This is a genomic window from Streptomyces sp. NPDC018263 (assembly GCF_055562575.1).
Window position 1 is genome coordinate 231,855 of record NZ_JBVHFA010000003.1, and the last position, 11,715, is coordinate 243,569.

Annotated in this window: 10 protein-coding genes; 3 read left to right on the plus strand and 7 right to left on the minus strand. The window is 71.3% G+C overall.

Annotated features, from left to right (window positions below; all coding sequences use genetic code 11):
- Positions 1-59: 59 nt before the first annotated feature.
- On the minus strand, positions 60-587 hold the full coding sequence (locus ACZ3HQ_RS10195) for a DUF2617 family protein (RefSeq protein WP_467509255.1): 528 nt from the start codon (positions 585-587) through the stop codon (positions 60-62).
- Positions 588-1,687: 1,100 nt separating this feature from the next.
- On the opposite strand from ACZ3HQ_RS10195, the gene ACZ3HQ_RS10200 reads away from it, so the two are divergent.
- The gene (locus tag ACZ3HQ_RS10200) at positions 1,688-2,875 is read left to right on the plus strand and encodes a pyridoxal phosphate-dependent aminotransferase (RefSeq protein WP_467509256.1); all 1,188 of its coding nucleotides are present in this window, start codon (positions 1,688-1,690) and stop codon (positions 2,873-2,875) included.
- A 75-nt stretch (positions 2,876-2,950) separates the two neighbouring features.
- Here the strand turns inward: ACZ3HQ_RS10200 and ACZ3HQ_RS10205 are convergent, their stop codons facing one another.
- Both ACZ3HQ_RS10205 and clpB read right to left on the minus strand, forming a co-directional pair.
- Positions 2,951-3,481 (minus strand): type III secretion system chaperone family protein, encoded by a 531-nt coding sequence (locus ACZ3HQ_RS10205; RefSeq protein WP_030816547.1) that lies wholly within the window; start codon positions 3,479-3,481, stop codon positions 2,951-2,953.
- Between the two features lie 171 nt (positions 3,482-3,652).
- A complete protein-coding gene (clpB, locus tag ACZ3HQ_RS10210; protein WP_467509258.1) occupies positions 3,653-6,250 on the minus strand; it encodes an ATP-dependent chaperone ClpB in 2,598 nt (865 codons plus the stop codon).
- A 115-nt stretch (positions 6,251-6,365) separates the two neighbouring features.
- Between clpB and ACZ3HQ_RS10215 the strand changes: the two genes are divergently transcribed.
- Positions 6,366-6,779 (plus strand): pyridoxamine 5'-phosphate oxidase family protein, encoded by a 414-nt coding sequence (locus ACZ3HQ_RS10215; RefSeq protein ID WP_467509260.1) that lies wholly within the window; start codon positions 6,366-6,368, stop codon positions 6,777-6,779.
- 139 nt (positions 6,780-6,918) lie between these two features.
- Here ACZ3HQ_RS10215 and ACZ3HQ_RS10220 read toward each other — a convergent pair whose 3' ends face one another.
- On the minus strand, positions 6,919-7,254 hold the full coding sequence (locus ACZ3HQ_RS10220) for a Rieske (2Fe-2S) protein (RefSeq protein ID WP_030816552.1): 336 nt from the start codon (positions 7,252-7,254) through the stop codon (positions 6,919-6,921).
- Positions 7,255-7,576: 322 nt separating this feature from the next.
- Between ACZ3HQ_RS10220 and ACZ3HQ_RS10225 the strand changes: the two genes are divergently transcribed.
- Positions 7,577-8,590, plus strand: a complete 1,014-nt coding sequence (locus tag ACZ3HQ_RS10225) for a helix-turn-helix transcriptional regulator (protein ID WP_467509262.1) — start codon at positions 7,577-7,579, stop codon at positions 8,588-8,590.
- On the opposite strand, the gene ACZ3HQ_RS10230 is transcribed toward ACZ3HQ_RS10225, so the two are convergent.
- The 3 genes from ACZ3HQ_RS10230 to ACZ3HQ_RS10240 all read right to left on the minus strand — a co-directional run bounded on the left by ACZ3HQ_RS10230 (position 8,574) and on the right by ACZ3HQ_RS10240 (position 11,710).
- Entirely contained in the window at positions 8,574-9,614 is a 1,041-nt protein-coding gene (locus ACZ3HQ_RS10230; RefSeq protein ID WP_467509264.1) for a helix-turn-helix transcriptional regulator, read from the minus strand. The genes ACZ3HQ_RS10225 and ACZ3HQ_RS10230 overlap by 17 nt on opposite strands.
- A 219-nt stretch (positions 9,615-9,833) precedes the next feature.
- Positions 9,834-10,940, minus strand: coding sequence for a sugar ABC transporter substrate-binding protein (locus ACZ3HQ_RS10235; RefSeq protein WP_467509266.1), 1,107 nt, complete (start codon positions 10,938-10,940; stop codon positions 9,834-9,836).
- A 311-nt stretch (positions 10,941-11,251) separates the two neighbouring features.
- Positions 11,252-11,710: a heat shock protein transcriptional repressor HspR gene (locus ACZ3HQ_RS10240; RefSeq protein ID WP_030816557.1), complete on the minus strand. Its 459-nt coding sequence runs from the start codon at positions 11,708-11,710 to the stop codon at positions 11,252-11,254.
- Positions 11,711-11,715 lie beyond the last annotated feature (5 nt).

An 11,715-nucleotide genomic window follows, 5' to 3' on the forward strand; every position in this document is an offset into this window, starting at 1 on the left:
AGCGGGACGCTTCGTCACCCACACGTGTGGAAACTCCCCGTCAACCTGGCCCTGCTGGTTTACCAGGCCCCCTGCCCGGCCGGGACTCTCACCCCGACGCGGGTACGGGTCGCCACCAACTGCCCGTCCTGCGGGTACGCGTGCCAGGTACGCCACCGCACCTGGCCCTCGTGCCGCTGGGCGAGCATCGCGGTGAAGGCGTGCGGGCTGCCGGGGAAGACCCCGGCGAGTCCGTGCGGGTGGTCGGAGACCAGCGCGAGCAACTCCTGCGCGCGGCCCGCGAAGGAGCCCGGCGTGAGCATCTCCACGCGCGCGGCGAACTCGTACTCCCAGTCGCCGACGCGCTTGGCGACGCCGAGGGGGAGCGGGGTGGAGGAGCCGGGCATGCACGCGACCGTCTCCGAACAACTACCCAGGTCCTCCTCCAGAAGGACCTGGTGGGAGGCGCCGAGCAGCCTCAACTGCATCTTCGCCCCGCTCAGTTCGAGATCGAGGGTGGCCAGGGCCGGGAGCGGTTCGCGGCCGAGGGCCCAGGCGAGGTCGGCGGCTCGGGTGTCGGTGTAGGACGTGTTCAGGGTCGTGAGCATGGATCGGCTCCGCTAGCACACAAGGAGAGGGGCGGCACACCTCGGTGACACCGGGCGATTCGGCCAGGTCGGCCCGGCTGGAGAAGCGGTGTCCTGAGGACGTCCGAGGGCTTGAGGTGGTGTTTTAGAGGGAATCACGAACACTGGCCGTGCCACAGCGTTTTTACCCAAGTTCGGAGGGTTTCCATCCCTCAGAGGGCTCCACAGCTCAATTGTTCAACTACGGCGTACGCCCAGCGCGGAACGAACGGCTCCGCCGGACCGCGCGCCCGGGGCGCCGCCCCCCTGGGCGTTTCCGCCACGCGGGGGCGGCTGAGGGCGGCTGAATATCGCCGCTGAGCGGGCCGCCGTCCGCCGCGCCCGTTCGAACACGGGAGCGCGGGCCGGACGCGAGCCGGAACGCGGGCCGGACGCGAGCCGGAACGCGGGCCGGACGCGAGCCGGAACGCGGGCCGGAACGCGGCCGAGCCGCCGCCCCGGCCGCGCAGCCCCGCCCCGGCCGCGCAGCCCCGCTCCGGCCGCGCCGCCCAGCCCCGGTCGGCCGCCCCGCCCCGGCGGGCCGGCCGACCGGGTGGCTCAGCTACCGCCCCCGCAGCCCCCGCCCCCTCCGCAGGAGGACCCGCCGCCACAGGACGATCCGCCCCCGCAGGACGAGTGGCCGCCGCCCCCGCACGAGGAGTGGCCCCCGTGGCCGCTGTCCCCGCCGTGGTGACTCCCGTGGTGCCCGCCGTGATGCCCGCCGGAGGAACCCCCGGAGTCCCCGCCCCAGACCCACCAGCTCGACCCGCCGTCGTACACAGACGACGAAGAACCCGACGACTGGGACGACCCCGAACCGCCGCGCAGCGGACGGGCCGTCCCCGGCGAGACCCGCTGCCGCGCCCACCTGCGCCTCCGCCGGGACCGCTGCACGGCCAGGCCCACCACGATCACCACGACGAGGACGATGCCGACAACCATGGCGTCCCCCTTCCTTCCGTTCCCCCGAAGCGACCCCCCGTGGGCCCCTCGCCATCCCGCGCACCGCGCGGTGACCGGGGAATGCCCGCCCCCGAAGAACGCCAAAGCGGAGTTGAGGAACTCCAGAGCTTGGGCGGAGGATGGCCGGCATGACCTCCACCGCACGTCCGTACCTCAACCGCCGGCTCGCCGAGTTCGGGACGACCGTCTTCGCCGAGATGTCCGCGCTGGCCACGGCCACCGGCGCGATCAACCTCGGCCAGGGTTTCCCCGACACGGACGGACCCGAGGAGATCAGGGAGGCGGCGGTGCGGGCGCTGCGGGACGGCCGGGGGAACCAGTACCCGCCGGGGCCCGGCGTGCCGGAGCTGCGGCACGCGATCTCCGCGCACCAGCGGCGCCGGTACGGCCTCGCGTACGACCCCGACACCGAGGTCCTGGTCACGGCGGGCGCCACCGAGGCCATCGCGGCGACCCTGCTCGCGCTGGTGGAGCCGGGCGACGAGGTGGTCGCGCTGGAGCCGTACTACGACTCGTACGCGGCGAGCATCGCCATGGCGGGCGGGCGGCGCGTACCGGTGACGCTGCGCCCGGCCGAGGACCGCTTCCGGCTGGACCTGGACGAGCTGCGCGCGGCCGTCACCGACCGCACCCGGCTGCTGCTGATCAACACCCCGCACAACCCGACCGGCACGGTCCTGACCCGCGAGGAACTGGCCGCGATCGCCGAGCTGGCGGTGGAACGGGACCTGCTGGTGGTGACGGACGAGGTGTACGAGCACCTCGTCTTCGACGACGCCGAGCACCTCCCGCTCGCGGGCTTCCCCGGCATGCGCGACCGCACGGTGACCATCGGCTCGGCCGGCAAGACCTTCTCGTACACGGGCTGGAAGGTCGGCTGGGTGACGGCGGCTCCCGCCCTGGTCAGCGCGGTCCGCTCGGCGAAGCAGTACCTCACCTACGTCTCCGCCGGCCCCTTCCAGTACGCCGTCGCGGAGGCCCTCGCCCTGCCCGACTCCTACTTCGACGACTTCCGCCGCGACATGCTCACCCGCCGCGACATCCTCGCCACGGGCCTCGCGGAAGCCGGCTTCGGCGTCTTCCGCCCGGCGGGCACCTACTTCATCACCACCGACATCCGCCCCCTCGGCGAGAAGGACGGCTTCACCTTCTGCCGCACCCTCCCCGAACGCGCCGGCGTCGTCGCCATCCCGAACGCCGTCTTCTACGACGACCGCGAGGCGGGCGCCCCATTCGTCCGCTTCGCGTTCTGCAAGAAGCCGGAAGTCCTCCAGGAGGCCACGGACCGGCTGCGGCGCATGGCGTGAGCGCGCGGAACGGCCGAGGGCCGGGGCAGCGTGAAGCGCCCCGGCCCTCGGCCGTGTGTGCGGGTCGGCCGTGGACTACTCCACGTCCCCGCCCGAGTCCTCCGCGTCGTCGATCTCCTGCTCCAGGCCGAGCTGTTCGGCGAGCCACTTGTCGAACTCGATGGCCGCGCGGACCCAGCTCACCACGGAGGAGACGAAGTGGTTGAGGTCGACGCCCGTGCCGATCAGCATCTGGGCCTCGCCGATGAGGCGGACCGTGCCGTCGTCGTGGGTGTGGGTGTAGACCTTGGGCCACAGGGTGCGCCGGTTCCAGTCGTCGACGGACTCCAGCAGCCGCGTCTTCTCCTCGATCTGGTGCGGACGGTCGTAGAAGGTCCGCACGGAGAAGACGGCCTGCTCGTCCTCGCCGCGGAACATGAAGTACGTACGGAACTGCTCCCAGGGCGCCGCGAGGTCGCCCTCCTCGTCCACGACGTACTTCAGCTCCATCTGGTCCAGGAGCTGCTTCACGAGGTCCTGGTCCGGGAGGACGGGGCCCGCCGGTCCCTGCGGCTGCTGCTCGGGCTGGCCCCCGAAGTTCGGAATCGAGGACGGGTCGATGCTCACCGTGGTTCTCCTTCGTACGGAATTCCGCCATCCTCCCCCAGAGGGGGAGGTCCGTGGCAAGCCCCGGCGCGGCCTGTCAGCCACGGGCGGACACGCGGCCCGGGCGCGGGTGCCACGCGTCGCTTCGACGAGTGACACCCGCGCCCCGGGGGCAAACGCGCGGGCCCTGTTCTACAGGGACTTCTTCGTGGCCGGAGCCACCCTCAGGCCGTCCTCCGCGCGGTCCACGCGGACCGTGTCGCCGTCCTTGATCTCGCCGGAGAGGATCTCCTTGGCGAGGCGGTCGCCGATGGCCGTCTGGACCAGGCGGCGCAGCGGGCGCGCACCGTACGCCGGGTCGTTGCCCTCCTCCGCGAGCCAGGCCAGCGCCTCGGGCGTGACGTCGAGGGTCAGGCGCCGCTCCGCCAGCCGCCGGCCGAGCCGGTCGATCTGGAGGCGGGCGATCCGGGCCAGCTCCGCCTCGCTGAGCGCGGAGAACACCACGAGGTCGTCCAGCCGGTTCAGGAACTCCGGCTTGAACGAGGCCCGCACCGTGTCCAGCACCCGCTGCCGCTTCTCCGCCTCGTCCAGCGCCGGGTCGACCAGGTACTGGCTGCCCAGGTTGGAGGTGAGCACCAGGATGGTGTTGCGGAAGTCGACGGTGCGGCCCTGACCGTCGGTCAGCCGACCGTCGTCCAGCACCTGGAGCAGGATGTCGAAGACCTCGGGGTGCGCCTTCTCCACCTCGTCCAGCAGCACCACGCTGTACGGACGGCGCCGCACGGCCTCGGTGAGCTGGCCGCCCTCCTCGTATCCGACGTAGCCGGGAGGCGCGCCGACCAGGCGGGCGACGCTGTGCTTCTCGCCGTACTCCGACATGTCGATGCGGATCATCGCCCGCTCGTCGTCGAAGAGGAAGTCCGCGAGCGCCTTGGCCAGTTCGGTCTTGCCGACGCCGGTCGGGCCGAGGAACAGGAAGGAGCCGGTGGGCCGGTCGGGGTCCGCGACCCCGGCGCGCGAGCGACGCACCGCGTCGGACACGGCCTGCACGGCCTCGCTCTGGCCGATGAGCCGCTTGCCCAGCTCGTCCTCCATGCGCAGCAGCTTCTGCGTCTCGCCCTCCAGCAGGCGGCCGGCCGGGATGCCGGTCCAGGCGGCGACGACGTCCGCGATGTCGTCGGAGCCGACCTCCTCCTTGACCATGGTGTCCCGCGCGGCCTCCTCCTCGGCCTCGGAGGCGGCCTCCAGCTCCTTCTCCAGCTCGGGGATCTGCCCGTACAGCAGCTTGGAGGCGGTGTCGAAGTCGCCGTCGCGCTGGGCGCGTTCGGCCTGGCCGCGCAGGTCGTCCAGGCGCTCCTTCAGCTCCCCGACGCGGTTGAGGGACTGCTTCTCCTTCTCCCAGCGGGCGGTGAGCCCGCGCAGCTCCTCCTCCTTGTCGGCGAGGTCGCGGCGCAGCCGCTCCAGGCGCTCGCGGGAGGCCGGGTCGGTCTCCTTGCCGATCGCCAGCTCCTCCATGCGGAGCCGGTCGACCCCGCGCTGGAGCTCGTCGATCTCGACGGGTGAGGAGTCGATCTCCATGCGCAGCCGGGACGCGGCCTCGTCCACGAGGTCGATCGCCTTGTCGGGCAGGAAGCGGGAGGTGATGTACCGGTCGGACAGGGTCGCGGCGGCCACCAGCGCGCTGTCCGCGATCTGCACCTTGTGGTGCGCCTCGTACCGCCCCTTCAGACCGCGCAGGATCGCGATGGTGTCCTCGACGCTCGGCTCGGCGACCAGCACCTGCTGGAAGCGCCGCTCCAGCGCCGGGTCCTTCTCGATCCGCTCGCGGTACTCGTCCAGCGTGGTCGCGCCGACCATGCGCAGCTCACCGCGGGCCAGCATCGGCTTGAGCATGTTGCCCGCGTCCATCGCGGAGTCGCCCCCGGCGCCCGCGCCGACGACGGTGTGCAGCTCGTCGATGAAGGTGATGACCTGCCCGTCGGAGTCCTTGATCTCCGAGAGCACGGCCTTGAGCCGCTCCTCGAACTCACCGCGGTACTTGGCGCCCGCGACCATCGCGCCGAGGTCCAGCGAGACCAGCCGCTTGTCCTTCAGGGACTCCGGCACGTCGCCCTTGACGATGCGCTGGGCCAGCCCCTCGACCACGGCGGTCTTGCCGACGCCCGGCTCACCGATGAGGACGGGGTTGTTCTTGGTGCGGCGGCTCAGCACCTGCACGACCCGGCGGATCTCCTGGTCCCGGCCGATGACCGGGTCGAGGCGGCCCTCGCGGGCGGCGGCCGTGAAGTCGGTGCCGAACTTCTCCAGGGCCTTGTACTGACCCTCGGGGTCGGCAGTGGTCACGCGGCGTCCTCCTCTGGCCTTCTGAAAGGCGTCTTGCAGCTTCTTGGCGGTGGCTCCCTGCTCACGGAGCACGTCCCCGGCGGCGCCGCCCTTCGCGGCGAGACCGGTCAGCAGGTGTTCGGTGGAGAGGTAGTCGTCCCCGAGGTCCCCGGCGCGCTCGTCGGCGTCCGCGAGGACGGCGAGCAGCTCCCGGCTGGGCTGCGGGGGCGCGACGGTGGAGCCGGTCACGCTGGGCAGCGAGGCGAGCGCGCGCTCGGCCCCGGCGCGCACGGCGGCCGGGTCGGCGCCGACGGCGGCGAGCAGGTCGGTGATGTTCTCGTTGTCCTGGCCCGCGAGCAGCGCCAGCAACAGGTGAGCGGGCGTCAGGTCGGGGTGCCCCTCCGTCACGGCCCGCTGGCTTGCGGCGTTGATCGCGTCCCGGCTCCTGTTGGTCAGCTCGGCGTCCACGTGCGTGTTCTCCCCTTCCGCCACTACTCCACTGATGACTTAACCAGTGTACACAAACTTGAGTCGGGTGCGCTCAATTAAGCGCCGGGAACCTTGGATTGGCTAGGTTTCGGCCATGCCCTCATACTCCGTGGACCTGGACGCACCGGATGATTCGTACGTCGCCTTCTGGCGGGAGCGGCACCTGAGCACGCTCACCACCCTGCGCCCGGACGGCAGCCCGCACGTCGTGCCGGTGTGCGTGACCTGGGACCCCGAGGCGGGCATCGCCCGTGTCATCACCAGCGGCACCAGCACCAAGGCGGCGCTGGTGCGCGCGGCCGGGGCCGAGGGGGCGCGGGTGGCGGTGTGCCAGGTGGACGGCCGGCGCTGGGCCACGCTGGAGGGGCGGGCGCGGGTGCGCGAGGACCGGGAGGCGGTCGCGGAGGCGGAACGGCGCTTCACCGAGCGGTACGGCCGCGAGCCGCGCGAGAACCCGCTTCGGGTCGCCCTGGAGATCGAGGTGGAACGCGCGCTCGGGCACGGCTGAAGAGTTCCGGCCACGTGGCCGGAGTACCGAAACCCCGAAATATGCGCAGAAACTGCAGCGGCGTCACCGTGTTCAGGTCACGGTGACGCCGCTGCGGGGGGAAGTACCTGAGGCGATCTTTTACGACGGGGGAATCGCGTCAGGCACTGCGGGGGGTGGCAGTTGTGGTCCTGAGGTCGGCGACCTCGGGCTCCGCGAGACGGTGGTCCCGCTGGTCCAGATTGACGAAGATCATGCCGTACCGGACGGCACACCGCACCGGCTGCGGCGCGCCGCGCGGCTTGCGCAGGCAGCGGTACGCCCGTACGTCCTCGTCCTCGTCACGGGTGACCACCACCGGCTCGCCGAACACCGTCACCATCAACGAGTCGCCGCTGTGGGGGATGGCGGTGACCAGGTCGATGAAGTGCCAGCCGGAGCGGTAGGCGGTGGCCATCTCACGACGGAAGGAGCGGTCGTCGGGAGGCGTGGTCATGGTGATCAGTCCCACCGCGTGTCGAGCGGGGCGACGTCCCACCTCGTGTCCGCCGGCGTGGTGTCCCACCGGGTGTCCTGAACGCCCGCCGCTGTCGCGGCCCCCCGGTCACCCGGCGAGTGCGCGCTCGTCGCACCGGAGAGGCCCGCCAGTGTTCCGACGGCCGCAACGGCGGAGAGAGCGGCAACAAGCGCCGAGCGAAGCATTCTGTTACGCATGGTCGGCTTCGTCCTCACTTGAAAGTCCCCTCTTCCCCCGTCGAGTTAGACGATGGCTCATTCAGGCACATCATCGCCACACGATCGGTGCATCATGTTCCTGCATGTTCAGGACCCTGGGGGGTGGAGATTTGGCAACAAACGGGACAGAGGCGACACATCCCCACGCGGTGACAGAGATGTGCGCGGAAGGAAACCGCCTCTACGCGAGCGCCCTGCGCACCGGCCGTATCCCGCGCGCGGACGCCGAGGCGGCTCCGTGCCTGATGGAGTTCGCCCTGCTCCACCCCGACCCCGACGATCCCGGCTGGCTGCGGCCCGTGGCGCCGGCCGTCGCGCTGGCCCAGCGGCTGACCCCGATCGAGCGGGAGATCGCGGAGCGGCGGCGCCGGTCCATCGTGCTCTCCGAGATCTTCGAACCCTTCATGACGCTGAGCGCGCGCGAGGACGCCCCGACGCACGCCATCACCGTCCTGGAGGGCCTGGACCGCATCAACGCGGCCCTGGACCTCGCCACCGGCCAGTGCCGCACCGAGGTGCTCACCGTGCAGCCAGGCGGCCGCCGCAGCCCCGAGAACCGCCTCCTGGAGGCGCTGGACCGCGACCGCCCGCTGATCGAGCGCGGGGTGCGCATCCGCACCCTGTACCAGCACACCGCCCGCTACAGCGCCGACCGGCTCGCCTACGTGGACCGCTTCACCGACGGCAAGGCCGAGTACCGCACCATCGACGAACTGGTCGAGCGGCTGATCATCTGCGACGAGACGGTGGCCTTCATCCCGGTCCGCGAGGACCGCCAGGTCGCCCTGGAGCTGCGCCACCCCGGCCTGGTGCGCTACCTGGTCAAGGTCTTCGAGTTCATGTGGAGCCGCGCGGTCCCGCTGAGCGCCGGCACGCCGTACGAGACCGCTCCGGACGGCATCACCGACATCCAGCACTCCATCGCCAAGCTCCTGGTGGAGGGGCATGTCGACGAGGCCATCGCGCGCCGCCTCGGCATGAACGTCCGCACCTGCCGCGCCCACATCGCCAAGCTCGCCACCGCGCTGGGCAGCGGCAGCCGGGCCCAGCTCGGCTATCTGATCGCCCGCTCCGGGATGCTCAAGGAAGCGGACTAGGGCGGGTCCGCGCGCCGGCGGGCGCGGACGCCGGTCCGTGCGAGGGGCCGTCCAGCCCCACCTGGGCGATGCGGACGCCGAGTTGGGTACGGCTGGTCGCGCCCAGGGTCTCCGAGAGCCGGGCGATGTGCGCGCGACAGGTGCGCACGCTGATCCCGAGCCGCTCGGCGATCACCGCGTCCTGGTGGCCCTCGGCGAGCAGCGCGGCGATGGCGCGTTCGCGGTGCGAGATGCCCTCGATGCCGGTGTCGGGCAGCGGGGCGGTGAGCGGGATGGCCAGCCGCCACAGCCGCTCGAAGACCGTCACCAGGTACTCCACCAGCGCCGGGTGGCGCAGCTCCAGGGCCATGGTGCGGTCGGTGTTGGCGGGGATGAAGGCGACCGTGCGGTCGAAGAGGATGAGCCGGTCGATGACCTCGTCCAGCGTGCGGGCCTCCACCGCGTCGCCCATCAGCTCCAGGTAGTTGAGCAACCCCTGGCCGTGCCGGGCGACATGGGTGTACAGGTCGCGCATCCGGACACCCCGGGCGCGCAGTTCGAGCGCCCGGTGCAGCCCCTCGGTCAGCTCGGCCTCGCGCCGGATGCCGCCGGGCTGCACGGTGAGCACCTCGGTGGCACACCGCTCGGTGGCCTCGTCCATCGCGGCCTGGATACGGGTGAGCCCGTCCAGCACCCGGATCGCGGAGCCCTCACCCGGTGCGCCGATAGCGGGCAGTTGACGGCCGAGCCCGGCGTACCAGTCGAACGCGGCGACCGCCGAGCCCATCCGGCGCCGGCTCTCGGTGACCTCGTCGTAGACCCCGCGCAGCAGCCGGGTCATCACCTCCTGCGGGGAGGTGGGGACCAGCCAGTCCATGTCGTCGGGGTCGGGGTGCAGCAGGGCCAGCTCCAGCAGGCAGGGCACCGGCTCCGCGTCCGCGCGGGGCACCCGGCCCCGGCGCACGGCACGGGAGTACACGCGGTCCCCCTGCCCGCACAGCCGGTCGGCACCGTGGGGATGCTCCTCCGTCGCGTGCCCGGCCATCGCCCATTCCACCCCCGGTCGCCGCCACTTCGCAGCGCAACTATGCGGGGCGCCGCCCGCCTCCGCAACACGGCTCCTCCTGCCCCGGGCACCGCGAAACACCGGTATGCCCGGATCGCCGGGGGCCGGGCGGCCGACGAAAAGGGAGGCGGCCCCGCCGTCACCGGGGCCGCCTCCCTCACCTGTCTCCGGGCCGCTCCCCGGCCGCGCGTCCGCGCGTCAGCGCAGGCCCACGGCCGCGCAGGCCGACTTGTAGGAGGCGGTGCAGATCTGGTCGACGGTGTAGATGCCGTCCTCGACGACCGTGTCCTTGATCTTGCTCTTGGTCAGCGCGGTCACCTGGACCAGCTTGGCCGGGATCTGCTTGTCGGTGGGGCTGTCGACGCGGTCCTGGGTGAGGGCGTCGAACTGGATGTCCTTGCCCTGCACCTTGGCGACGGCCATCTGGGCGGCGGCCTCGGCCTCGTCCGGGTAGGACTTGTAGACGCTCATGTACTGCTGGCCCGCCAGGATGCGCTGTACGGCGTCCAGTTCGGCGTCCTGGCCGGTGATCGGGGGCAGGCTGGTGACGCCCGCGTTCTTCAGGGCCTTGATGACGCCGCCCGCCATGCCGTCGTTGGCGGCGTAGACGGCGGCGATGTTGTCCTTGCCGATCCGGCCTATCGCCTCGGTCATGTTGGCCTCGGCGTTCTCCGGCTTCCACTCCTTGGTGTCGAAGCTCTCCGCGATCGTCACCTTGCCGGTCAGCTCGGAGAGCGCACCCTCCTTGAACTGCTTGGCGTTGGGGTCGGTCGGCGAACCGTTCATCATCACGATCTTGTCGGAGAGCCCGGCGCCCGAACCCAGCCGCTCCAGCAGGGAACGGCCCTGCACCTCGCCGACCAGCTCGTTGTCGAAGGAGATGTACGCCTGGATCGGGCCCTCGGCCAGCCGGTCGTAGGCGATGACCGGGATGCCCGCGTCCTTGGCCTTCTTCACGGCCGGCGCGATCGCGTGCGCGTCGACGGCGTCCAGCAGGATGACGTTGACCTTCTCGTCGATCATCCGCTGCATCTGCTCGGCCTGCTGACCGGCGTCCGCGTCGGCGTTGGCGTACTCGACCTTGCCCTTGCCGTGGGTCAGTTCGGCCACCTTGCTCTTGATGATGGGGTAGTCGAACTTGTCGTAGCGGGTGTTCGCCTTCTCCGGCAGCAGCAGGCCGACGGTGACCTGGTCGCCCATGGTCGGGCTCGCGCTCGCGTCGTCTCCCGCCGCGTTCAGGACGCCACAGCCGGCGAGCGGGAGGACCATCGTGGAGACGGCCACGGACAGGGCGATACGGCGCATTCGAGGGCTCACTTCAGGTGCGTTCCGACGGGGTGCTGCGTGCGACCCGGGTGTCTGAAAAGACAACTTGGAGGCGCCCCACGGCGTCAAGCAAAACAACTTAACGAGATGGCAACACCACGCTGCGTTCAGCCGGTGAAGACCTGGCGGAACCTTGCGCAACCCGCTGTAAACACCCTTCACAACCTCCCCGTGCGAACCGCGTGTTACGTACACACGGGCGAATGAAGTCAGCCACGGTGTGAAAACCCGAAAGAGCCGGGAGGCTCAAGCCTCCCGGCTCTTTCGAAGGTGCTCGCCGGTTACGTCGCTCAGTCCGCGGACTGCTGCCGCTTCGGCCGCCACACCACCAGCGCGCTGGTCTGCTGGACCTCCTGGTACGGGACCAGGTCGCGCCGGTAGGAGGCGTGCACGGCGGCCTCGCGCTGACGCATCGTCGCCGCCGCGCCGTCGAGGGCCGACTCCAGCTCCGCGACACGGGACTGGAGCGCCGCGACGTGGTTCTCCAGTTCGATGATGCGCTTGATGCCGGCCAGGTTGATGCCCTCGTCCTGCGACAACTGCTGCACCTGGCGGAGCAGTTCGATGTCACGGGCCGAATAACGCCGCCCGCGCCCGGCCGTGCGGTCCGGGGAGACCAGACCGAGGCGGTCGTACTGCCGGAGCGTCTGCGGATGGAGTCCGGAGAGCTGCGCGGCGACCGAGATGACGTAGACCGGGGTCTCCTCGGTCAGCTCGTACGGGTTGCGCCGACGACCTGGTGTGTCCATCGGGC

Coding starts and splice junctions, on each gene's coding strand:
- ACZ3HQ_RS10220 (WP_030816552.1), bottom strand. CDS start 7,254: ATGACCACGCCTCCCGACGACCGCTCCTTCCGTCGTGAGATGGCCACC.
- ACZ3HQ_RS10200 (WP_467509256.1), top strand. CDS start 1,688: ATGGCCGGCATGACCTCCACCGCACGTCCGTACCTCAACCGCCGGCTC.
- ACZ3HQ_RS10240 (WP_030816557.1), bottom strand. CDS start 11,710: ATGGACACACCAGGTCGTCGGCGCAACCCGTACGAGCTGACCGAGGAG.
- ACZ3HQ_RS10230 (WP_467509264.1), bottom strand. CDS start 9,614: ATGGCCGGGCACGCGACGGAGGAGCATCCCCACGGTGCCGACCGGCTG.
- ACZ3HQ_RS10225 (WP_467509262.1), top strand. CDS start 7,577: ATGTTCAGGACCCTGGGGGGTGGAGATTTGGCAACAAACGGGACAGAG.
- ACZ3HQ_RS10235 (WP_467509266.1), bottom strand. CDS start 10,940: ATGCGCCGTATCGCCCTGTCCGTGGCCGTCTCCACGATGGTCCTCCCG.
- ACZ3HQ_RS10195 (WP_467509255.1), bottom strand. CDS start 587: ATGCTCACGACCCTGAACACGTCCTACACCGACACCCGAGCCGCCGAC.
- ACZ3HQ_RS10215 (WP_467509260.1), top strand. CDS start 6,366: ATGCCCTCATACTCCGTGGACCTGGACGCACCGGATGATTCGTACGTC.